At 42.1% G+C, this 23417-nt stretch carries 25 protein-coding genes; 12 read left to right on the forward strand and 13 right to left on the reverse strand.

The genetic code is table 11. The features are described from left to right. Nucleotides 1–28: 28 nt before the first annotated feature. From tyrR to pspA, 7 genes are all read right to left on the reverse strand, one after another. Nucleotides 29–1612 carry a transcriptional regulator TyrR gene (gene tyrR / locus B0X70_RS12965; protein WP_046396869.1) on the reverse strand — a complete coding sequence of 528 codons (1584 nt, stop codon included), beginning with the start codon at nt 1610–1612 and terminating at the stop codon, nt 29–31. A gap of 257 nt (nt 1613–1869) precedes the next feature. Beyond that, nucleotides 1870–2934, reverse strand: coding sequence for a YcjF family protein (locus tag B0X70_RS12970; RefSeq protein WP_217469528.1), 1065 nt, complete (start codon nt 2932–2934; stop codon nt 1870–1872). Continuing rightward, nucleotides 2931–4328 carry a YcjX family GTP-binding protein gene (locus B0X70_RS12975; protein ID WP_105395170.1) on the reverse strand — a complete coding sequence of 466 codons (1398 nt, stop codon included), beginning with the start codon at nt 4326–4328 and terminating at the stop codon, nt 2931–2933. The genes B0X70_RS12970 and B0X70_RS12975 overlap by 4 nt, the downstream gene beginning before the upstream one ends. Nucleotides 4329–4383: 55 nt before the next feature. Beyond that, a complete protein-coding gene (locus tag B0X70_RS12980) occupies nt 4384–4521 on the reverse strand; it encodes a hypothetical protein (RefSeq protein WP_217469529.1) in 138 nt (45 codons plus the stop codon). Between the two features lie 46 nt (nt 4522–4567). Continuing rightward, nucleotides 4568–4921 carry an envelope stress response membrane protein PspC gene (pspC, locus tag B0X70_RS12985; RefSeq protein ID WP_046396872.1) on the reverse strand — a complete coding sequence of 118 codons (354 nt, stop codon included), beginning with the start codon at nt 4919–4921 and terminating at the stop codon, nt 4568–4570. Further along, nucleotides 4921–5139, reverse strand: coding sequence for an envelope stress response membrane protein PspB (gene pspB, locus B0X70_RS12990; protein WP_036805474.1), 219 nt, complete (start codon nt 5137–5139; stop codon nt 4921–4923). Before pspB ends, pspC begins: the two co-directional genes overlap by 1 nt. Before the next feature lie 37 nt (nt 5140–5176). Beyond that, the gene (pspA, locus tag B0X70_RS12995; RefSeq protein ID WP_046396873.1) at nt 5177–5851 is read right to left on the reverse strand and encodes a phage shock protein PspA; all 675 of its coding nucleotides are present in this window, start codon (nt 5849–5851) and stop codon (nt 5177–5179) included. A 186-nt stretch (nt 5852–6037) separates the two neighbouring features. On the opposite strand from pspA, the gene pspF reads away from it, so the two are divergent. The 9 genes from pspF to gstA all read left to right on the forward strand — a co-directional run bounded on the left by pspF (nt 6038) and on the right by gstA (nt 15784). Then, nucleotides 6038–7057 carry a phage shock protein operon transcriptional activator gene (gene pspF / locus B0X70_RS13000; protein ID WP_046396874.1) on the forward strand — a complete coding sequence of 340 codons (1020 nt, stop codon included), beginning with the start codon at nt 6038–6040 and terminating at the stop codon, nt 7055–7057. 263 nt (nt 7058–7320) lie between these two features. After that, entirely contained in the window at nt 7321–8985 is a 1665-nt protein-coding gene (gene sapA / locus B0X70_RS13005; RefSeq protein WP_217469530.1) for an ABC transporter substrate-binding protein SapA, read from the forward strand. Beyond that, nucleotides 8982–9947, forward strand: a complete 966-nt coding sequence (gene sapB / locus B0X70_RS13010; protein ID WP_105398747.1) for a putrescine export ABC transporter permease SapB — start codon at nt 8982–8984, stop codon at nt 9945–9947. Before sapA ends, sapB begins: the two co-directional genes overlap by 4 nt. Continuing rightward, nucleotides 9934–10824 carry a putrescine export ABC transporter permease SapC gene (gene sapC / locus B0X70_RS13015; protein WP_217469531.1) on the forward strand — a complete coding sequence of 297 codons (891 nt, stop codon included), beginning with the start codon at nt 9934–9936 and terminating at the stop codon, nt 10822–10824. The genes sapB and sapC overlap by 14 nt, the downstream gene beginning before the upstream one ends. Further along, nucleotides 10824–11816 (forward strand): putrescine export ABC transporter ATP-binding protein SapD, encoded by a 993-nt coding sequence (gene sapD / locus B0X70_RS13020; protein WP_046396877.1) that lies wholly within the window; start codon nt 10824–10826, stop codon nt 11814–11816. The genes sapC and sapD overlap by 1 nt, the downstream gene beginning before the upstream one ends. After that, complete coding sequence (sapF, locus tag B0X70_RS13025) at nt 11817–12626, forward strand: putrescine export ABC transporter ATP-binding protein SapF (RefSeq protein ID WP_046396878.1); 810 nt, start codon at nt 11817–11819, stop codon at nt 12624–12626. It begins immediately after the preceding gene. Nucleotides 12627–12800: 174 nt separating this feature from the next. Further along, nucleotides 12801–13589, forward strand: coding sequence for an enoyl-ACP reductase FabI (gene fabI, locus B0X70_RS13030; RefSeq protein ID WP_105395195.1), 789 nt, complete (start codon nt 12801–12803; stop codon nt 13587–13589). A gap of 455 nt (nt 13590–14044) precedes the next feature. Beyond that, entirely contained in the window at nt 14045–14803 is a 759-nt protein-coding gene (locus B0X70_RS13035; RefSeq protein ID WP_217469532.1) for a hypothetical protein, read from the forward strand. 375 nt (nt 14804–15178) lie between these two features. Further along, nucleotides 15179–15784, forward strand: coding sequence for a glutathione transferase GstA (gstA, locus tag B0X70_RS13040; RefSeq protein WP_105395165.1), 606 nt, complete (start codon nt 15179–15181; stop codon nt 15782–15784). Between the two features lie 47 nt (nt 15785–15831). On the opposite strand, the gene pdxY is transcribed toward gstA, so the two are convergent. From pdxY to anmK, 4 genes are all read right to left on the reverse strand, one after another. Further along, nucleotides 15832–16695 (reverse strand): pyridoxal kinase PdxY, encoded by an 864-nt coding sequence (pdxY, locus tag B0X70_RS13045; RefSeq protein WP_214039461.1) that lies wholly within the window; start codon nt 16693–16695, stop codon nt 15832–15834. 100 nt (nt 16696–16795) lie between these two features. Continuing rightward, on the reverse strand, nt 16796–18070 hold the full coding sequence (gene tyrS, locus B0X70_RS13050) for a tyrosine--tRNA ligase (protein ID WP_217469533.1): 1275 nt from the start codon (nt 18068–18070) through the stop codon (nt 16796–16798). A gap of 119 nt (nt 18071–18189) precedes the next feature. Continuing rightward, entirely contained in the window at nt 18190–18843 is a 654-nt protein-coding gene (gene pdxH, locus B0X70_RS13055) for a pyridoxamine 5'-phosphate oxidase (RefSeq protein ID WP_036805442.1), read from the reverse strand. 49 nt (nt 18844–18892) lie between these two features. Continuing rightward, complete coding sequence (gene anmK / locus B0X70_RS13060) at nt 18893–20005, reverse strand: anhydro-N-acetylmuramic acid kinase (RefSeq protein WP_046396894.1); 1113 nt, start codon at nt 20003–20005, stop codon at nt 18893–18895. 347 nt (nt 20006–20352) lie between these two features. Between anmK and B0X70_RS13065 the strand changes: the two genes are divergently transcribed. Further along, complete coding sequence (locus tag B0X70_RS13065) at nt 20353–20823, forward strand: outer membrane lipoprotein (protein WP_036805439.1); 471 nt, start codon at nt 20353–20355, stop codon at nt 20821–20823. Between the two features lie 86 nt (nt 20824–20909). On the opposite strand, the gene slyA is transcribed toward B0X70_RS13065, so the two are convergent. Further along, entirely contained in the window at nt 20910–21341 is a 432-nt protein-coding gene (gene slyA, locus B0X70_RS13070) for a transcriptional regulator SlyA (RefSeq protein ID WP_036805437.1), read from the reverse strand. 559 nt (nt 21342–21900) lie between these two features. Further along, on the reverse strand, nt 21901–22140 hold the full coding sequence (locus tag B0X70_RS13075; RefSeq protein ID WP_036805434.1) for a DUF1289 domain-containing protein: 240 nt from the start codon (nt 22138–22140) through the stop codon (nt 21901–21903). A 172-nt stretch (nt 22141–22312) separates the two neighbouring features. Here B0X70_RS13075 and gloA point away from each other — a divergent pair, with 172 nt between their 5' ends. Together gloA and rnt are read left to right on the forward strand one after the other, a co-directional pair. Further along, nucleotides 22313–22726, forward strand: a complete 414-nt coding sequence (gloA, locus tag B0X70_RS13080) for a lactoylglutathione lyase (protein WP_040149886.1) — start codon at nt 22313–22315, stop codon at nt 22724–22726. Then, the gene (rnt, locus tag B0X70_RS13085; RefSeq protein WP_046396885.1) at nt 22726–23382 is read left to right on the forward strand and encodes a ribonuclease T; all 657 of its coding nucleotides are present in this window, start codon (nt 22726–22728) and stop codon (nt 23380–23382) included. The genes gloA and rnt overlap by 1 nt, the downstream gene beginning before the upstream one ends. Nucleotides 23383–23417 lie beyond the last annotated feature (35 nt).

The following is a 23417-nucleotide window of genomic DNA, read 5'->3' on the forward strand; positions in this document are numbered from 1 at the left end:
ATAATGCCCACTTCCGATGGGCATTAATTTACTCGTCATCATCCGGTTCATATTCAGTAGCATGTTTCCTGCTACTCAGGCCATATTCTCTCAGTTTATTAGCAATCGCAGTATGCGATACCCCAAGGCGTTTAGCCAGTTTACGCGTGCTTGGATAGTGCCGATAAAGACGCGTCAATACTGAACGTTCAAAACGTTTACTGATTTCATCCAGAGAACCGTTGAACACATCTTCACTAAAAGACACCTCTGTTTCAAACTCCGGTAGTTGTATATCCCGCGGCGTCAGCTCCATATTTTCGAGCTGAGTCAATGCCCGATAGATGGAATTTTGTAACTGCCTTACGTTACCGGGCCAACTGTAACTGGTCAAGAAATGGGGAAGTTCCGGGGACAGTTTAGGCTTCAATACCCCCTGTTCTTCAGCAAAACGCTCAATAAAATACTCCACCAGCGGCATAATATCCGTTTTACGATCACGCAACGGCGGAAGTGTAATCGCCAACACATTAAGGCGATAATAGAGATCTTCGCGAAATTCCCCCCGTTGGACTAATTCAACCAGATTTTTTTGCGTAGCACAGATAACCCTGACATTCACTTTGACTTCGTTTTCTTCCCCTACTCGGCGAAAAGTCCCATCATTCAGAAAACGCAGGAGCTTAATTTGCATCTGTGGCGACATTTCACCAATTTCATCCAGTAAAACAGTGCCGCCATTAGCCTGTTCGAAGAAACCTTTCTTTCCTTCAATCGCATTAGGATAAGCGCCGGCAGCATAGCCAAACAGCTCACTTTCTACTACATCATCCGGCATCGATGCGCAGTTCAACCCCAAGAAGGGTTGCTTTCCGCGTAAGCTGTGCAAATGACAGGCTTTTGCCAGAATATCTTTGCCCGTTCCTGTCTCGCCAATTAGCAGCAATGGCGCATCCAGCATCGCCATTTTACGAGCCTGTTCAATAATTTGAGTCATTTTTGGGCTAACAGAGATAATTTTCTTAAACTCACTCCCGTCATTGACAGCCAGTTTTTTCAATTGATTCCCTATTCGAGCAGCAGATTTGAGCATAATCACCGTGCCAACACACTGCATTTTCTGCTTTTCATCCATCAGTTGGATGGGCGTAATATCCATCAGGTAGTCCAAACCTTTGAGAGTTATCCTTTCCACTCGTTGTTGGACATTTTTATTTTCAAACCAGCGTGAAAAGTTATAACCGCTGATAAACTGTCCGATAGGCTTTTGATAAGTTTGTTCCTCACTCACACCAAACAACTTAAACACCGCAGAGTTAGCAAGCTCAATATTTCCTTTCAGATCAACTGAAAAAACAGGCTCAGGCAAGGACTCCAACAGTGCGCACATCGCTTTGTGTTCTCGTTCCGAAGGCATAAAAGAGACGGTACGAACATCAATAACACCGTTAATACGGCGAATTTCCGCCATCAATTTACGAAATACATTGAAATCAACAGGTGAAAAATTAAGGTAAATCCGGCCGATTTGGGATATTTCTATCCCTTTTAAATCAATATTCTCTAATACCAGTAGATCGAGTAATTCACGGGTAAGCCCAATTCGATCATGGCAAATAACTTCTAAGCGCATCTGTTTTGACCTTATTTACACTAATACATATAATTTTTTAAAATACTACTCTCTACGATTATTCATATGAAGCATTCTGTCAGTAAAAATTGACCAGACTCCGGTTTTTTCAATGTCGTAAATAACATAGCATTTGAAACTTTCACTAAAATAAACAAATTCTACAATTGATTATAAGGCAGATTAATAAAATAACGTAAAACGTTTTTGTTATCTGGATATTTTGTGCCTTCATATAGAATTAAAGTATATATCATTTAATCAACTATATTCTTAGATTTATTTGGCAGGATATTCTTAAGTTGAGTGATTAGCTGACGACGGAAATCTCCTAATTTAGGTTTATCACCTTCTATCCAAGGTAATGGCCTGCATAATTCCATCGCTTTAATACCCAACCGTGCGGTCAATAAGCCTACACCGATCCCTTGGGCGGCTCTGGCAGAAAGACGCGCAGTGATATCCTGCGATAACCAATCCATACCCACTTCCCGCACCATTTCTGAGACACCAGAAAAAATAATATTCAGCAGAACAAGGCGGAAAAGTCGAATACGACTGAAATATCCCAGTTCAATACCATATAAAGCTGCAATTCGATTAATTAGCCGGATATTACGCCAGGCAATAAATGCCATATCGACAACCGCCAACGGGCTAACAGCTATCATTAATGCCGATTCCGCAGCATAGCGGCTGATTTCCGTTCTGGCTTGAGCATCCAAAACAGGTTGAACCCATTTACTGTACAACAACACCACTTCACGATCGTTATGTGTATCATGTAAAGCGGCCCGCCAGCGCTGTAACGCAGGGTTATGCTGTTCGATACCCGCTTGACTTGCCAATCTCTCACAAAATTCTCGGCCTTTACCCACACCATGATGCTGTAATAACGCTTTCGCCGTATCGCGTTCTTCAGACCGCATTCTTAACCGATAAAGACGACGCCACTCACTGGCAAGAGAACCTATACCGGCAAAGACAATCATGCCCCCTGCCGCCGCGGCACCTAATGCGCTCCAGTCCTGTTGCTGCCATGATTGATAAATCCACTGCACAAACTGAGCAACAGCACTCACGCCCAGTAAAATCAGAGCGCCATATACCATTTTACGCCAGCAACTACGCTTAGGTTTCAGCGCTGCGTTAACTATCCCTTCGACCTGACCTTCGCGCTCTTCCGTCTCAAGCTCTGGCGATACAGGATAGAAATTGGCCATATCTTTCTCATCGAAAATCTGAGCGGGTTTTAAAACCGGCTCTTGCGGCCCTGATAAGGGTTCTTCAAAGTCAATTCTCGGCTTCAAGGGCTCGGTCATCTCACTTTATCTCCCACTAAAAACTCCAGCACGGTATCTAACCGAATATGAGGCAATGGTCTATCAGTATCTACCGGACAAGGGCCAAATTCTTCGAAAGAGAAACCCTGTTTTTGCCAGAAATTATCGTCAGGTAAACGCCGCGGCACTTCACCGGGAAAAAATGTCAGTGATTTACCATCTGTAAGTCGATATCCTTTCAACGCCGGAATCTTTTCACCATGATGTTCAATCATGCCGCTTTCTGTCGCCCGTACCGATGCCAGGCCGACACAATCCATGCTGATACCTTCAAAAGCCGCATTTTGTCTGGCTTCCTGAACCAATTGTTGGAGTAAAGACACCAAATTAGCATGTTGATCCGCGGTAACATGATCCGCCTTACTGGCAGCAAACATTAATTTATCTATACAAGGGGAAAACAGGCGGCGGAAGAGAGTGCGTTTACCATAATGAAAACTCTGCATTAATTGGGTCAGCGCCAAGCGCATATCATTAAATGCTTGTGGTCCACTGTTCAATGGCTGTAAACAATCTATCAACACAATCTGCCGATCAAAACGTAGAAAATGTGTTTTATAAAACCCTTTCACAACCGACTGACAGTAATATTCAAAGCGCTGACGTAACATACCGATATTGGTGTGTTGATCTGCCTGAGCAAATTGTGATTCAGTGATAGGGTTGATATCCGGCCACGGGAAAAATTGTAAAGCCGGAGCGCCCATCATATCACCGGGCAGAACGAATCTCCCCGGCTGAATAAAATGCAACCCTTGCTCTTTGCATTTAATCAAATATTCCGTATAGACCTGAGCAATAGCAGCCAATAGATTCTCATCTGCGGGCGCCTGTGGATCACACTGTTTGCAAAACTCCAGCCAAGGCTTTGCCCATTCAGCTCTTTGTCCCTGCAATAAGCTATTCATCTGGTGGGACCATGTTAAATAACTTTGTGCCAACATCGGTAGATCTAACAACCATTCACCGGGATAATCCACAATTTCCAGATATAACGTGGCTGTTTCTTTAAAATGACGCAGCAGAGAATCCTCAGAACGGTAACGAAGCGCCAGACGGATTTCGCTGACACCCCGTGTCGGGGTCGGCCAGGCAGGTGGTGTGCCGTAAAGTGCGGTCAACCCTTCATCATAAGTAAAACGAGGAACGCCTAAATCGCGTTGAGGAACCCGTTTTACACCCAACAAGCGACCGTCACGCACAGCAGAAAATAGCGGCAATCTTGCACCACTATGGAGGTTAAGTAACTGATTAACCAAAGATGTGATAAACGCTGTTTTCCCACTACGACTTAATCCTGTCACCGCTAACCGTAAATGGCGATCCATCCCACGATTAACCAACGCAGTTAATTCATTTTGCAGCCGTTTCATATCTCCCCTGTGATAAATATTGCGATCAATCAATACGTGTTTGCAAGGCTTCACGCTAAAGCTGCATCTCTTGTTTGGCCAATTTATGAAAAACCCAAACCGTGTTAGGGTCATCGGATTCATTGAAACTCTGTTTCACTTGTTCCCGGAACCAATTACTGTGTTCCGCCGCTTCATGAGTTCGTTGCAACACTAATGACCCCACAATTAGCCCAAATCATCCCTTAATTACTATCAAATCAAAGCTGCCTGAAACGACTGCGAACACTGAACGTTTCTGAGGTAACATAACGTTCCATTTGGCGCAGACGAACCTCTCCCGATTTCAATTGATAATCAATTTCATTCAGCAAGTTTTGCGCTGAAAAATGGGCCTCTTGGGTATAACCCGGCGGTGCCGGGTCAAGGACGAAAACCAATACAATATAAGCGACAACCGCAAAACCAAACAGGCCAAAAAAGAGTGACAATACCGCGATGACACGAATCAAGCGCACCGGTACATCAAAATAATCGGCCAGCCCGGCACAAACACCTTTAATTTTGCCCTTTTCGGGTATTCGATACAGTTTCCTACGGTTACTATTCGACATTATGATTGCCTCCAATCAGGATGTTCTGCATCCAGAATATCTTCCAATGTTTTGATTCGTGTCTGCATATGTTGTACACGCTCTGCCAGACGCTGAATTTCATTCTGATCCAACTGGCTGTGATTGGAATTCCGGCTGTTATAATGCAACCACAACCAGATGGGTAACACAAAAAGTACAAAGATAGTCAGTGGAATGCCGAGAAATATCGAGCCCATCACTTTTCCTTAAACGGTTAGTTGAGTGCGCCAACACTTAATGTTGTTCTTTATTAGCATTTATTTTAGCTTTCATTGCCGCTAACTGCGCACTGATTTCATCGTCTGCTTTTAATTCAGCAAACTGTTGATCCAGAGATTTTTGTTTTCCCATGCCCACAGCTTCTGTTTCCGCTTCCATATGATCGATACGCCGCTCAAATTGCTCGAAGCGAGCCATTGCCTGATCAATTTTACCGCTGTCTAAATGATGACGAACTTGTCGGGAAGAGGCCGCCGCCTGATGACGCAAAGCCAACGCTTGCTGTCTTGCTCGGGTTTCACTTAGCTTATTTTCAAGCTCAACAACCTCCCCTTTCATCCGCTCAAGCGTCTCTTCCAGTATGGTTAATTCATGTTTCAATGTATCCACTAAAGCAGCTGCTTTCTGTTTTTCGATCAGCGCTGCTCGCGCCAAATCTTCTCTCTCTTTATTCAACGCCAGTTCCGCTTTTTCCTGCCAATCGTGCATTTGTTGTTCACCTGCGGTAATACGGCGAGACAACTGCTTTTTCTCTGCCAGAGCACGGGCGGAAGTTGAGCGAATTTCAACTAAAGTGTCTTCCATTTCTTGAATCATCAGACGAATCATTTTCTGCGGATCTTCCGCTTTATCCAATAATGAAGAGATATTGGCATTCACGATATCAGCAAAACGAGAGAAAATACCCATAATAAATTATCCTCTTTGGTTAAGGTTAGTTAATACTATTCATGTCACTCCTATAATTTATTATCAAGAATCGTGCCAACTTTTTATTTGTTCTATTCTCATGAAATACAAAGAGAATTTTTTATTTGACTTTTTATCACAACAAAATAAAGTGGTATAAATAACCAATTATTGGTGAAAATAACCATGAATGACGCCACAGAAAATCTATTAGGTGAAGCAAACAGCTTTGTCGAAATCTTGGAACAAGTATCCACACTAGCAAAATTAAGCAAACCCGTTATTGTTATTGGGGAACGCGGAACCGGCAAGGAGCTGATTGCCCGCCGTTTGCATTATTTATCCCCTCGCTGGCAAGGGCCATTGATCTCCCTAAACTGCGCGGCGTTGAATGAAAATTTATTGGATTCAGAGTTATTTGGTCATGAGGCTGGCGCATTTACCGGCGCACAAAAAAAGCACCAAGGCAGATTTGAACGTGCCGATGGGGGAACGCTATTTCTTGATGAGTTGGCAACCGCACCAATGCAAGTTCAGGAAAAGCTATTGCGCGTCATTGAATATGGGCATCTTGAACGCGTTGGCGGCAACCAACCATTACAGGTCGATGTTCGACTAATATGCGCAACCAATGATGATCTGCCCGCAATGGCCGCTAAGGGGCAATTCCGCGCTGATTTGCTCGATAGACTGGCTTTCGATGTGGTCAAAATTCCTCCATTGCGCCAGCGACAACAGGATATCATGTTGCTAGCGCAACACTTTGCTATTCAGATGTGCCGGGAACTTGATTTGCCGCTATTTCCCGGTTTCACTGACCAGGCAAAACAACAGTTACAGAATTACACTTGGCCCGGTAATATCCGTGAACTGAAAAATGTTGTGGAACGATCCGTTTATCGTCACGGCGAGAATTCTGATCAACTTGATAATATTATTATTAACCCATTCGCCTCCACATCGCATTTTATAGCCAATGTTGATGATAGTAATATTGATGACAGTAATGATTTATCTCCACAACTTCTGCCTTCACTGCCTATTAATTTGAAACAGTGGCAACATGACAGCGAACGACAACTCATAGAGTTATCGTTAAAAGAGAGCAAATTTAACCAAAGAAAAGCGGCAGAGAAACTACGGCTGACCTATTATCAATTACGAGGCTTAATGAAGAAACATGATATCAATGTCGGCGATAAGTGATCCGAATGACAGATAAAAAAAAGCCAGCACCCGAGCTGGCTAAAAAAACACTGGAAGCAATGTGAGCAATGTCGTGCCTTTCCTGGGACATAGAAACTGTAACTGTTCCCCGGAAGTGCGGTATAGATGATAATGGTTCTCAATACGATTTGTAAAGCACTTTATTGAGAATTTTTCTCATTATCATCACCACCGCGTTTTTTTGGGCTCAAGCGCTACTTGAGATACAATGTGTCAATTCTAATTAATGACAGATGCCTTATATGCGCAGTTTGATTTATTGGATCATATTATCCCTTTCAGCCCCAGCTATTGCAGAAACAATGGCTGCGCCTGAAAAACAGCCCCACGTTCCGGCTGACATTCAGCAACACGGGTTTATTTATTGCGTTAATGGCAATCTGAATACCTTTAATCCCCAACTGGCTAGCAGTGGCTTAACTGTCGATACGCTGGCCGCCCAACTTTACGAGCGTCTATTAGATGTTGATCCTTATACTTACCGTTTGCTCCCTGAATTAGCTTCCCATTGGGAGATACTGGATAACGGCGCTACTTACCGTTTTTATTTGCGCCGTAATGTCTCATTTCAATCAACAGACTGGTTTACTCCGACCCGCACAATGAATGCTGATGACGTCATCTTTAGCTTTAAGCGTCTGTTTGATAAGCAACACTATTATCATAACGTCAATGGCGGGCATTATCCCTATTTTGACAGTCTCCAATTGGCCGACTCTATTCAAAGTATCCGTAAAATTAATGAATATACGGTGGAATTTCGCTTAAACGAACCAGATGCCTCTTTTCTTTGGCATTTGGCAACCCACTATGCCCCGATACTTTCACAAGAATATGGGCAACAATTGCATCAAATGAATCGCCATGAGCAAATTGACTGGAAACCTGTCGGCACCGGCCCGTTTATGTTGAAAGATCATCGGACCAGACAATTTATCCGTCTGGTTCGCCATGATAAATACCGGAAAGGCAAACCACAAATGCGGCAAATAGTTATTGATGTCGGCGCCGGCGGCACCGGCAGAATGTCTAAGCTTTTAACCGGTGAATGTGATGTATTAGCGTATCCCGCTGCCAGCCAACTGACAGTTTTACGAGATGATCCCCGCTTGCGTCTGACTTTACGCCCAGGAATGAATATCGCTTATCTGGCTTTCAATACCAGCAAGCCGCCACTTGATAAACTACAGGTTCGCCAAGCCATTGCCTACGCTATTAATAACCAACGGCTGATGCAATCCATCTATTATGGTACGGCGGAAACAGCCTCATCAATTTTACCTCGGGCGTCATGGGCTTATGATAATCAAACTGAGATTACGGAATACAACCCAGAAAAATCCCGCAAAATACTTAATGGTCTTGGATTAAACGGTTTGCAATTGAGCTTATGGGTACCTTCCGCCTCTCAATCATATAATCCAAGTCCACTCAAAATGGCAGAGCTGATTCAGGCCGATTTAGCACAAGTTGGCATTACCATGAGTATTAAACCTGTTGAGGGCCGCTTTCAGGAAACCAAGCTGATGGATAAATCTCACGATATGACCCTATCAGGCTGGTCGACTGATAGTAATGACCCAGACAGTTTTTTCCGGCCACTGTTAAGTTGTGCCGCTATTGCTTCACAGACCAATTTCAGCCATTGGTGTGATCCAGAATTTGATAAAACTTTGCGGGAAGCTTTGATTAACCAGCAATTATTATCCCGAATTAAGTATTACCATGCGGCTCAACAAATCCTTGAACAGCAATTACCTGTATTACCATTAGCCTATTCTCTGCATTTACAGGCTTACCGTTACGATATTAAAGGGCTAGTACTCAGTCCATTTGGTAATACCTCTTTTGCCGGTGTTTATCGGGAAAAAGAGACTGATCAAATGACTCAAAAAGGTGGCAAATGATTATTTACACTCTCCGTCGTCTGCTTTTGCTGATTATCACCCTGTTTTTCCTGTCGCTGATAAGCTTTAGTCTCAGCTACTTCACCCCTAATGCTCCTCTCAGCGGAGCATCCCTGTTTGATGCTTATATATTCTTTTTCCACAGCTTATTACTATGGGATTTTGGCGTATCCAGCGTCAACGGTGAACTTATCAGCGAACAACTATGGGAAGTGTTCCCCGCCACAATGGAACTCTGTATTCTGGCTTTCTCTGCCGCCTTGCTAGTCGGCATCCCACTCGGGATTATTGCGGGGGTATGGCGTAACAAACCAGCGGATACGGTTATCACTTCCATTGCTCTAGTCGGATTTTCCATCCCGATTTTCTGGCTAGCACTATTACTCACCCTATTTTTTTCCCTTTATCTCGGCTGGCTACCGGTCTCAGGGCGCTTTAATCTGCTATATCAGATTGAACCGGTGACAGGTTTCTCATTAATTGATGCCTGGTTATCAAAATCACCCCATCGTAATGAGATGATCATTAGCGCCGTGCAACACTTGCTGCTACCCGTGATTACCCTCGCAGTTGCACCGACCACCGAAGTTATTCGGTTGATGAGAAACAGTACAGAAGAGGTTTTTGGTGAAAACTATATCAAAGCCGCCGCAACCCGCGGTTTATCAAGGCTGACAATTATCCGTCGTCATGTGTTACACAATGCGTTGCCCCCTATCATTCCGAAACTAGGATTACAATTTTCCACCATGCTGACACTGGCAATGATGACAGAACTCGTATTTAACTGGCCGGGACTTGGCCATTGGTTAGTCAGCGCCATTCGTCAGCAAGATTATTCCGCCATTTCTGCCGGTGTTATGGTGATTGGCACACTGGTGATTTCTGTCAATGTTCTGTCTGATATTATTGGCGCAATAACTAACCCTCTGAAGCATAAGGAATGGTATGCCCTTAGATAATTTTTATCGTGAAAAGAAAATGCCGTCACCGATAAAGGTCATCTGGCGCTTTTTTTATTCCGACATGTTGGCAATGATGGGGTTTTATGGGGTGCTTATTCTGATTGCCCTCAGTCTGCTTGGTGGCTATCTGGCCCCTTATCAGCTCGATCAACAATTTCTTGGTCACCAACTACTGCCGCCTTCATGGTCATATCACGGTAATATCGCATTTTTTCTAGGTACCGACGATCTTGGGCGCGACATTCTCAGCCGATTGCTAATAGGTACTGCATCCACCTTCGGTTCAGCGCTGTTAGTCACTTTAGCGGCCGCTTTATGTGGTCTGATTATCGGCTGTCTGGCAGGCATGACACGAGGATTGAAATCCGCGGTACTCAATCATATTCTCGACACATTACTCTCTATCCCATCACTATTACTGGCAATTATTGTCGTCGCCTTTGTGGGCGCCAGTTTGCAACATGCAATAATCGCTATTTGGTTAGCGCTATTGCCACGTATCGTTCGCACGGTTTACAGCGCAGTTCACGATGAGCTTGATAAAGAATATGTTATTGCCGCTCGCCTGGATGGCGCCTCTAATTACCATATTCTATGGTATGCCGTATTACCAAACATTACCGCCGCCTTGGTCAATGAGTTAACACGCGCCATTTCTATCGCCATACTTGATATCGCTTCACTTGGTTTTCTTGATCTTGGCGCCCAACTTCCCTCACCCGAATGGGGAGCCATGTTGGGCGATTCACTAGAGCTAATCTATGTTGCGCCCTGGACCGTTATGTTGCCCGGCGCGGCAATCATGTTCAGTGTCTTGTTAGTCAATTTATTAGGTGATGGATTACACCGTGCAATTAATTCCGGGGTGGAATAATGCCATTACTCGACATTCGCAATCTCACTATTGAATTTATGACTGCCAAAGGGCCAGTTAAAGCGGTTGATCGCGTCAGTATTTCACTGACAGAAGGCGAAATACGCGGTCTGGTGGGCGAATCAGGCTCCGGTAAGAGTCTAATTGCCAAAGCAATAAGTGGAGTCACTAAAGATAATCTCAAAGTGACGGCTGACCGTTTTCGCTTCGATGATATTGACCTGCTCCGTCTGACTCCACGACAGCGCCGCAAAGTGATCGGCCACAATATCTCAATGATTTTTCAGGAACCACAATCCTGTCTTGATCCTTCTGAAAATATTGGTCGACAGCTCATTCAAGCCATCCCCGGCTGGACTTACAAAGGCCGTTGGTGGCAACGTTTCAAATGGCGAAAACGCCGAGCTATTGAATTACTCCACCGTGTGGGAATTAAAGATCATAAAGACATCATGAGTAGCTTCCCTTGCGAATTAACGGAAGGAGAATGCCAGAAAGTTATGATTGCTATCGCATTGGCTAACCAACCACGTCTGCTGATTGCAGATGAACCAACCAATGCGATGGAACCGACCACCCAAGCTCAGATTTTCCGTCTGTTAGCACGATTGAATCAGAACAATAACACCACTATTTTACTGATAAGCCACGACTTGCAAGTCATGAGCAAACTGGTGGATCGCATTAATGTTCTGTATTGTGGTCAAACGGTCGAAAGCGCCGTTCCCGATGAATTACTGATAACGCCACATCACCCCTACACACAAGCGTTAAGCCGCGCTATTCCTGATTTTGGCAGCTCTTTGCCCCATAAAAGTAGGTTAAACACCTTACCCGGCGCTATTCCATCCCTTGAGCATCTACCCATCGGCTGCCGTTTAGGCCCGCGCTGCCCTTACGCGCAAAAAACGTGTATTGAAACACCACGGTTGCGGGTGATTAAAAACCATGCTTTTGCCTGCCACTTTCCACTGAATCTGGAGGAACAGTAATTGGTTAATACTCTGCTAGAAGTCAAGAATTTAGCTAAAACTTTTCGTTATCGAACCGGTTTTTTTCACCGTCAACATCTTGATGCGGTAAAACCTGTTAGTTTTACTTTAAAAGCTAAACAGACACTGGCGATTATTGGTGAAAACGGTTCCGGGAAATCAACACTGGCAAAAATGCTTTCAGGTGTTATTGAACCAACTTCCGGCGAAATCATGATCGAAGGCCATAAACTCACTTACGGTGATTACAGTTATCGCAGCCAACGCATTCGCATGATATTTCAGGACCCAAGTACATCGCTAAATCCTCGTCAGCGTATTGGGCAACTTCTTGATATTCCCCTTCTGCTTAATACATCACTCAATACAATGGAGCGGGAAAAACGGATCAACCAGACATTGCGACAAGTTGGCCTGTTACCGGATCATGCCAATTATTATCCACATATGTTAGCCTCAGGCCAAAAACAACGGGTAGCACTGGCGCGCGCATTAATATTACAACCGCAGATTATTATTGCTGATGAGGCATTGGCATCACTCGATATGTCTATGCGATCTCAAATCATTAATCTAATGTTGGAATTACAGGAAAAACAGGGTATTTCTTACCTCTATGTCACCCAGCATCTTGGCATGATGAAACATATCAGCGATCAGGTGCTGGTCATGCATCAGGGGGAAGTTGTCGAACGGGGAAATACCGCAGAAGTGTTGGCTTCTCCTCTGCATGATATGACCCGCCGTCTGATCGCCAGCCATTTTGGTGAGCCACTCACCGCTGATGCCTGGCGGCAGGATATTCCTTGACATATAGAAAACGATAATCACTGCTCGGAGCAGAACGCAAAATACAGCATATTTCTCTCTAGCGTGATAGAATTACTGGGTTTATTAACAATAAAACGTCATATTGATATTGTCTCTATGAGCAATTTTAATCCATTAATATCATTACCGGCGTTATCACACAAGGATACTGTTATGGGTTTTATGACCGGCAAGCGCATTCTGATCACTGGCGTCGCCAGTAAACTCTCCATCGCTTATGGTGTTGCAAAAGCAATGCATGACCAGGGAGCTGAGCTGGCTTTCACTTATCAAAATGACAAGTTGAAACCTCGTGTTGAAGAATTTGCAGCTTCCCTGAACTCTACTATCGTTCTGCCATGCGATGTAGTCGAAGATGAAAGCATCGAAGCCCTGTTCACTGAATTGGGTAAGGTCTGGCCAAAATTCGATGGCTTTGTTCACTCCATTGGCTTTGCACCGGCTGATCAACTGGATGGTAACTATGTAAATTCCGTTACCCGTGAAGGTTTCAGAATCGCACACGACATCAGCTCTTACAGCTTTGTCGCTATGGCAAAAACTTGCCGTGAAATGCTGAACCCAAATTCTGCTTTACTGACTCTCACCTACCTGGGAGCAGAGCGCTCAATCCCTAACTACAACGTAATGGGTCTGGCAAAGGCATCTCTGGAAGCTAACGTTCGTTATATGGCTAACGCTATGGGTGCCGAAGGTATTCGTGTTAACGGTATCTCTGCTGGCCCTATCCGCACTTTGGCTGCGTCTGGCATCAAAGATTTCCGTAAAATGTTGGCTCACTGTGAAACTGTTAACCCAATTCGCCGCACTGTAACAACTGAAGATGTTGGTAACGCTGCGGCATTCTTGTGTTCGGATCTGTCCGGCGGTATTACCGGTGAAATTCTGCATGTTGATGGTGGTTTCAGCATTGTCGCAATGAATGAACTGGAATTGAAATAATCTGATTAATAATCAGTAAATTTCAACTCACAAAACAAGGCCCGAAGAGCTAGTTTTTCGGGCCTTTTATTATCAATAAAATAACAAATTAATTACTTCATTAAATCATCACTAATAGGTAAAAATTAATTCTAAGTCAAAATATAAAAAACCTATTGGAACGAATTATTAAACCCTTTGTAATTAAAGAGTTAAGCGATATTACCTTATAACTATTTTACTGAAATAAAAAATATCATCTTGTTTCCTTGCGCTAATCAGTAATATGTCCTTTAATATAATCAATAACTTAATTTCATTAAATCGATTATCAGTACAACATTTACAGGTAAATATTTCCAGTTAAATATTTTTAATGCAATATTTTATTATTATTTTACCCTTTTAGTTTAAATATTATATTTCACGCTTTTATACAATTTAATGATATTTATTATTTTAGCAAGGTGCATAAAATGAAAAATGATTTTTTAATTATATCTAATATGTTTAAATCAATCACCAATATAAAATTGCCAGAATGTCTGAAAAATCATGATCCATCCCAAGGAATTGCAGTTTCTTGGAATGAGTTTAAGGAATCATTATATCACTGGCCATCAGCATTGGAAGATTATGAATATGCATATAATTCCGATGAACAAGATATTGATAGAATTATTAAAAATATACACAAAGCAACAACTTATTTAGGTTCACTTAGCAGTGGATATTTAGGTCATGGTTATATTGCCAGAGTCGATCATGCATTGAAAGAAATTGAATCAGATTTTAGTAAGCTAAACGATTTCATCTCAAAACTACCACAACTATTTGAAATATCTCAAATTGATTTTGAACACAAGAAAAACTTCGCAGAAAAAACACACATAAAAATACAACAATTATTAAAGAATATTCCCGATGGAGAAGATAAAAAACAAATATACAAAGTCTCTTTATTGATGGAAGAAATCACATTAAATATATCAGACGTTTCATTTAGTCTTAGAAATATAAATAATTCCGTCAATAGACTTAACGGACAAACAGAAACAATTAATAATATTTATAAAAAGTTAGTCGAAAACTTTAATCAAGAGAATAAAAAAGATATTTTTACAAGAAACTATAGACAATGCATGATTTATTTTAGTGACTTTACAAATAAATTCAATTTATTTTCCTATGATTACAAATCATTTAACAAGAATAATATATTAATTATCTTATAACCAATATAAAATGAATTCTTGTAACTATCAATAATCGCCATTATTTATTCCATATAATATAACCAATTGCAAAATATACTATATGACACAAAATACGGGGAAGTTTTGGATAAGTCACTTCATCCAAAATTTTTCCCTAAACTTCTAAATTAACGTAACCAATCTATTTGAAAATAATGATAAAAAAATAAATAATCGCCTCTATACCAGAATATAGAAAAGGATTATTCACGATACAACCACACCACCTTATATCTATTTAATCATTCATTTATTTCCATCTGTCGTGGTAGTATATATCAAGGCTATAGCAATGCCTTACTGAGTTCCTTTGTCCTATTATATCTATTACCGGAAACTTTTAAGGAGCGGCACATGAAACTTTATTACCAACCTGGAGCTTGTTCTCTCTCACCTCACATCATACTTCGTGAAGCAGGACTTGATTTCAGCATGATTAAAGTTGATCTGAAAACTAAAAAAATGGAGAACGGCGACGATTTTTTCGCAATTAATCCAAAAGGCCAGATACCAACTCTTCTGTTAGATAACAATGAGATCCTCACCGAAGGAGCTGTTATTGTCCAATATATTGCCGACCAGAGACCGGACAAAAAATTAATCGCACCAGCCGGAACGATGGAACGATATCATCAACTTGAATGGATTAGCCATCTTTCCAGTGAAATCCATAAAGGATTTTCACCCCTGTTTTTCCCGGGAACACCAGAAAATTATCGTCCTGTTGCTATTAATAATCTACTCAGGAGATTCAAGTATATAGATAAGGTATTAGCAGAACAGCCATACATTGCCGGGGAGCACTTTACTGTTGCTGACGCTTATTTATTCACCCTCAGTAGCTGGGCGCCTTTAGTGCAATTGGATCTATCTGATCTGGTTCATCTTAAAGATTATCAAAAGAAGATTGCAGAACGTCCAAGTGTTCATGATGCCCTGAAAGCAGAAGGGTTAATTTAAGAGTAAAAAAACCGTTCCACATAATATCAGTGGAACGGTTAAATATCTTAATCCAATTGCGTCGCACAGAATTTATAGCCAGGAGTCACCATTCTGTCCTGCGCAGCCACAATTTGTAGTTCGTATTCGCCCATATCTTTCGTTGTTACCATCACTTCATAAACCGCAGCAGCAACATGTTCGAGAGCAGTTTGTAAAGACTCGCCTTTTAATAGGTTAACCAATAGCAGGCCACTGGTTAAATCACCCACACCAACAGGCTGACGTTCGCCAAAATCCACCAAAGGCCGACTTACATGCCAGCTATGCTCTTTAGTCACTAATAACATTTCAAAACAGTCAGCCCGATAACCAGCACGACTAAGATGTTTAACCAGTACAATATCCGGCCCTTTCTCACATAGTGTTCGGGCAGCCACAACAGCCTGTTCTACATTAGCCACTTTCTGCATACTCAGTGTTTCAAGCTCCAGTAAATTTGGTGCAATAATGTTACTTACAGGCAGTGCTTCTTCACACAGAAATTCAGCCACCCCCGGCGCAACAATACAACCTTTTTCTGGGTGCCCCATGACGGGATCACAGAAATACCAAGCATCAGGATTCACCGCTTTTACCCGTTTCACTATATCGATAATATGGCTCCCCTGTTCCGGTGAACCGATATATCCACTCAGTACCGCATGACAAGATTTAAGCTGTTCAATTTCTTCAATGCCCTGAACGATTTCCGTAAGATGATTCGCCGGCATAACACACCCTTTCCATTGAGCATATTGGGTATGATTTGAAAACTGTACGGTATTCAATGGCCATACATTCACCCCCATCCGACGCATAGGGAATTCCGCAGCACTGTTACCAGCGTGACCAAAGACAACATGGGATTGAATTGAGAGAATATTTTTCACAATGACGGCCTATATTTTATTCTGGCTTCTGTTTATAAGATTAAAGTCATGGTAAGAAAAAGGGCAACATTTGTGTTGCCCCATTATAATGCAATATCAGTTATTTCCAGCAGATCAAACAATCGTGTTTTTTACCACGACGCAACAGGGTGTAACGACCAAACAGACGGTTACTGTCAGTAAACAGATATTCAGGTTCCGATTGTTTTTCACCATTAATTGCGACAGCGTTGGAACTGATCATAGTACGCGCCTGACCACGAGAAGGTACTAACCCAGCATTAACTAAAGCTTGTTGCAAATCCGCACCTTTTTCCAGCTCAATTACCGGCATACCATCCTGTGCCAATTGAGCAAAATCCGCTTTGGTCAAATCAGCAACGGCCCCAGAGAATAAACTTTCTGTAATCCGCTTAGCGGCTGACAACCCTTCTTCACCATGCACCATACCAGTAACTTGTTCTGCCAACACGTACTGAGCACGAGGAGCTTTACCGCTATTTCTATCTTCTTCTTCCAACGCATCAATATCTTCAAGACTCATGAAGGTAAAGAATTTCAGGAAGCGATAGACATCGGCATCCGCAGTATTAATCCAGAATTGATAGAATTTGTACGGGCTGGTTTTCTTCGGATCCAACCAAACAGCGCCACCTTCTGTTTTGCCAAACTTAGTGCCATCAGATTTCGTGATCAGCGGAACAGTCATGCCAAATACTTGTTTCTGGTTGATACGACGAGTTAGATCAATACCAGAAGTAATATTTCCCCACTGGTCGGAACCACCAATCTGTAACTCAACGCCATGTACTTCATTCAGGCGAGCAAAGTCATAGGATTGCAGTAGGTTATAAGAAAATTCAGTGAAAGAGATACCCACATCATCACGGTTTAAACGCTGTTTAACCGCTTCTTTATTAATCATCTGATTAACTGAGAAATGTTTGCCGATGTCACGCAGGAAAGTCAGAACATCCATGTTGCCAAACCAATCATAATTGTTGGCTGTTTTAGCGCTATTTTCACCACAATCAAAATCGAGGAAAGGTGAAACCTGTCTACGGATTTTCTCTACCCACTCTTTAACGGTAGCTTCAGTATTCAGTTTACGTTCAGTAGCTTTGAAGCTTGGATCGCCAATCAAACCCGTAGCCCCACCAACTAACGCCACGGGTTTATGCCCGGCCAGCTGGAATCGTTTTAAACACAGCAAGGGAACCAGATGCCCCAAATGCAAGCTGTCAGCGGTCGGATCGAAACCACAATAGAGGGAGACAGGGCCTTGCGCCAGTCTCTCCACTAACGCATTCTCATCCGTCACTTGGGCAATGAGGCCCCGCTCTTGCAGTTGTTTTATCAGGTTATTGCTAGACATTAATGACTCCATCAATTTGTGTATTTTGTCTGTTGTATAAATCGCGACTTAAAAAGAGTGCGGCATAGCATAAAACGCCAATACTATAAGTGCTAGTATTAAAAACGATAATCCACGATTTATGGCGCAAGCCTGTCAATATGCCAACTATCGCCTTCCCGTTGATAAATAAACCGGTCATGGAGCCGATTTGCACCACCTTGCCAAAATTCAACAGAATCAAAAGTCACTTTGAATCCTCCCCAAAAGCTAGGCAAAGGCACCTCGCCATTCAAGAATTTCTGTTTTAACTCAAGGAACTTCCCTTCCAAAACACCGCGTGCGGAAATACGAGAGGATTGTTGTGATGCCGATGCAGCAATCTGGCTATCTCTGGGACGACTATGGAAATATTTCATCACTTCAACAGGAGAAAGACGTTCTGCTTTACCAAGAAAAGAGACTTGCCTTTCCAGAGGATGCCAAGGGAAATGGAGGCTGATTTTGTTATTGTGCGCCAAATGTTTTGCTTTCCGGCTGCCTAAATTTGTATAAAAAATCAAACTATTTGTATCAAAATGCTTCAATAACACAATACGTTGATACGGTTGACCATTCTCATCAACCGTTGCTATACACATTGCAGTTGGATCACTCAACTTAGCTTCACATGCCTGCTTGAGCCAACGCTCAAAAAGTTCGATAGGTTCTTTAGTTAAATCTTTACGTCTTAACCCACCACGAATATATTCACGGCGTAATTCTGCAACATCAAATTCATTATGTTCTGACATTAACGTAGCTCTGTTTATGACTCACTAAATACCAGACAGCTTATCATTGTTATTGATTATTAACAGGATAAATCGCCCCTAAAATGGTTTCAGTACTCGCACCGGTAACAGAAGGCAAATTCCCTGACGCGCCTGACATCGTACGGAATGCCAACCAAGCAAATGCCAGTGCTTCCATATCATCGCCGCTTAAGCCATATTTATCTGTCGGGCAAACCTCCGTTCCCGGTAATAATGCAGAAAGTCGACTCATTATCTGTGGGTTACGTGCGCCGCCGCCGCAAACCAACAGACGTTCACATCCACCACTCAACATGATTTGCTGTGACACAGACACTGCTGTCAGTTCGGCCAGTGTTGCCTGGACATCAACTGGAGATATGTCAGGAAAGTTAGCTAATTGCGCCTCCAACCAACTCATATTGAAATACTCCCGGCCTGTGCTTTTAGGAGCTGGCCGTGAAAAATAGTGATCAGAAAGCATTTGTCTAAGTAGCTGGTTATTAACCGCACCTTCCCGCGCCCATTGCGCATCTTTATCATAAGGTTTTTTCTGATGACGCCACACCCAACTATCCATCAGCATATTACCCGGACCTGTGTCATAACCTTTGACCGGTGATCCCGGTAATAGCGTCGTTATATTGGCAATACCGCCGATATTGAGAATTATTCTGCGTTCTGTCGGATGCCCTAAGACGGCGAAATGAAAAGCGGGAACTAATGGCGCTCCCTGCCCGCCATATGCCATATCTCTCCGACGAAAATCGCCAACCACAGTCATCCCAGTTAAAGCTGCGATACGGTTATTGTCGCCAAGCTGCATAGTGAAAGGCGTGTGACCATCTGGCTCATGCCAAACGGTTTGTCCATGACATCCCACAGCGATAATGTCACTGGTGGTTAACCCTGTTTTAATCAGTAAGCCCTGCACTGCTTCAGCGAATAAAGAACCTAGTTCATAATCTAACCGACCAATTGCTGATAATGTCGTTTGCTGCCCTTGGCAGACCGCAAGAATTTTCTGTTTTAATTCGTGTGGGAATGGATGTGAATAACTGGCTTGTTGAGCAACAACTTTATCATTGATTGCTGCAAGCACCACATCAACGCCATCCAGACTTGTCCCCGACATTACACCAATATAACGACCTGACTTCATAACCATTTAATTTGCCTTCCTGCTTAAAATCTGTCTTGATAAAATCAGAAACCACGCCAATAACTATAAAGCGCAGTGGTTTTGGCTGTATATGACTAATAGACAAACTAAGGAATAAAACCTGAGTTTTGGAAACAACTTCACAAAAAATGCTGAATTTCTCATTAATAGCTATTTCTTTTAAAAATCTCTATTGACGTTTAATATATGTTTAGCACTAGATTGCTAATGTACTGGCATTCTATTTGGATAAACTTTTTATTACTTATTGCCAATGCCAGTTGTTAGCCTGATTGCCCAGTAAGCTATCAGATTTCCGCAGTCAGGCATCGAAATTAGGAGTTACTATGTTTAAGCACTTTTTAGTTAGCGCGGTTGCCGTTGCTTCATTATCAGGCTGTGTCAACACCGATTCTCTTTCTGGTGATACCTATACCGCTGGACAAGCTAAGCAGGTCCAGACTGTCTCTTACGGTACAATTGTTTCTGTTCGTCCTATCAATATTCAGGCGGGTAGCGATGAGAATGTATTAGGCGCAATTGGCGGCGCGGTTCTAGGAGGCTTGGTTGGTAATACTATTGGCGGCGGTAGTGGCAATACATTGGCGACTGCCGCTGGTGCGATTGCCGGTGGTGTTGCAGGCCAAAACGTTCAGGGGGCTCTTAACACAACTAAAGGTGTGGAACTCGAAATTCGTCGTGACAGCGGTGAAAGTATCATTGTTGTTCAAAAGCAAGGTAAAACTGTTTTCCATAAAGGTCAACGAGTAAGAATCGCAGGCCAAGGCAGTAGTATTACTGTTTCACCTCGACAATAAGATATAGAAATAAGAAAACCGTGACTTCATTTTGGTAAGTCGCGGTCTTCTTTCATCCGGTTAACATTTCATGGCTATCGTAATTACTATCTACTCTGTAATTGGATAATATTTTGCTCTAACTTCTGCACTAAAGTGGAAAGAAAAGCAAGTTCCTCGCGTGAAATACCCTCCAGAATCTCATTTCTTGTGGATTCAATAACACCATCCAACTCCCTAATAACCGATGCAGAATCTTCAGTTAGCTTGATTCTCTTTGCACGACGATCATTGGCACAAGTATGCCGGGTGATAAGTTTTTTTTCCTCAAGCTGATCTAATGTCCTGACCAAAGATGGTTGCTCGATACCGATAGCTTTCGCCAACTGTATCTGAGATTGCTCCTGAGGTAACCGGCTAATATTGTATAACGTTACCCAATGAGTCTGAGTTAATTCTAACGGCTTTAAACGGTAGTCAATTAAAGCACGCCAAATACGAACTAACCGTGCCAGATCTGATCCCAATGTAGATTCCAATTGTCCCTCCTTAAATAAACTAGCCTACTAAACATAACAGCCAAATTTTTCTAAATCAGGCTAACTAGCCTTAAAAAAGTATATATAACTTCTGCATAATCACAGTAAATTCTTAGCAACTAACTAATTCAGGTAACTATAACCAAGAACAACTAAACTTAATTTAAACTCAGAACAAAACAATTAACATACAATATTTTTACCATAAAAACTATCAGAACTATGAATACAAGCAAACAGAAACCAATAAATATCATTCAATACTTTATTCAAAGTACTATAAGAATAGCTGTCATCTAAATGCTAAGCTATCTATTTTTACATTAATGTTGTTTTTATTTTACATTTATCACACAATTTGGCTTAAAATTCCATTTAAAACATAAAGTTATAAAAACACTCAAATAAGCTCCCTTAGTCTTTTCGTTAAGTAAAAAATAAAAAAATAACAAACAAAATACTTAAGATTATAGTAGAACATTTATAACTTCGCCAAAAATATAACCCTATATAAGTAAATCATTGAATTGTTAACTTTAATAACTTCAAAAATCTCTAATTAAAATAGTGATGGCTGCTCAGGTGGTTCTTCATCTGTCTGATTTTGTGCTCTCAATGCACGTAAATATCTTTGCCGGCACAGTCGCAATACTTCACGCTTTTGCCCATCAGACATTTTCATCCAATTAAATCTTTCTTCCCGGCTGCGATAACACCCCAGACAAAAACCTCGCTCATTAGCCTGACAAATTCCTCGACAAGGACTGGGAATAGCAAAAAACTCCAGTTGCTCAGCCATCACATCCCGTTTCCTATACAATTCACATACTATATTTAATTATAAACCTAGATAAGAATAAATTATAATTATGGGAAAATTGAACTGTAACCGTAAGACACGTTATAGTTAGTGGTTTTTGTGCGACCTACCGCACAAAAATATTGGTAAAACCATTAAATTAGAGGTAATTATGCGTTTACTCCATACCATGATCCGTGTTGGTGATCTACAACGCTCCGTTAATTTTTACACTGAAGTGTTAGGCATGCGTCTGCTACGCACCAGTGAAAACATCGAATATAAATACTCACTCGCCTTCGTTGGCTACGCTGATGAAAGCGAAGGGGCAGTAATCGAGTTAACCTATAATTGGGGAGTTGACCATTACGAAATGGGGAATGCCTTTGGTCACATTGCATTAGGTGTTGATGATGTCGCAGCCACTTGCGAATCTATTCGCCAAGCCGGTGGCAACATTACCCGTGAAGCAGGCCCTGTAAAAGGCGGAACAACCGTTATTGCTTTCGTTGAAGATCCAGATGGTTACAAAATTGAACTGATTGAAAATAAAAATGCCAGCAACGCTCTGGGTAACTCGATCTGATGTCTGATAAAAAAGAGCCAAACGTCCTTAGTGGACGTTTTCGAGGTTATTACCCTGTTGTTATTGATGTTGAAACTGGCGGCTTTAATGCCAAAACAGACGCATTACTTGAAATTGCCGCCGTTACACTGAAGATGGATGGTGAAGGTTGGCTAACGCCTAGCGAATCGCTTCACTTCCATATTGAGCCATTTGAAGGAGCCAATCTTGAACCAGCAGCCCTGGAGTTCACCGGCATTGATCCATTAAATCCGCTACGTGGAGCAGTGAGCGAATATGAAGCTCTACACGCTATTTTTAAAATGGTTCGTAAAGGGATAAAAAATAATCATTGTAATCGGGCAATTATCGTTGCTCACAATGCTAGCTTCGATCATAGCTTTGTTATGGCTGCCGCGGAACGCACCGGACTAAAGCGAAATCCGTTCCATCCGTTTGCAACTTTTGACACCGCTGCTTTAGGTGGTCTGGTATTAGGACAAACAATCTTAGCAAAAGCCTGCATCACCGCCGGTATCCCATTCGACAATCATCAAGCTCACAGCGCTTTATATGATACTGATCGTACCGCTGAATTATTCTGTGAAATGGTTAACCGTTGGAAACAACTTGGTGGCTGGCCATTAACGACCGCAACAGAAGAAAAAAACGGATAAATAGCTGAACGGCTAGATTAATATAATCAAATCTA

This window comes from Photorhabdus akhurstii (assembly GCF_019090985.1).
In the GTDB taxonomy this organism is placed as follows: domain Bacteria; phylum Pseudomonadota; class Gammaproteobacteria; order Enterobacterales; family Enterobacteriaceae; genus Photorhabdus; species Photorhabdus akhurstii.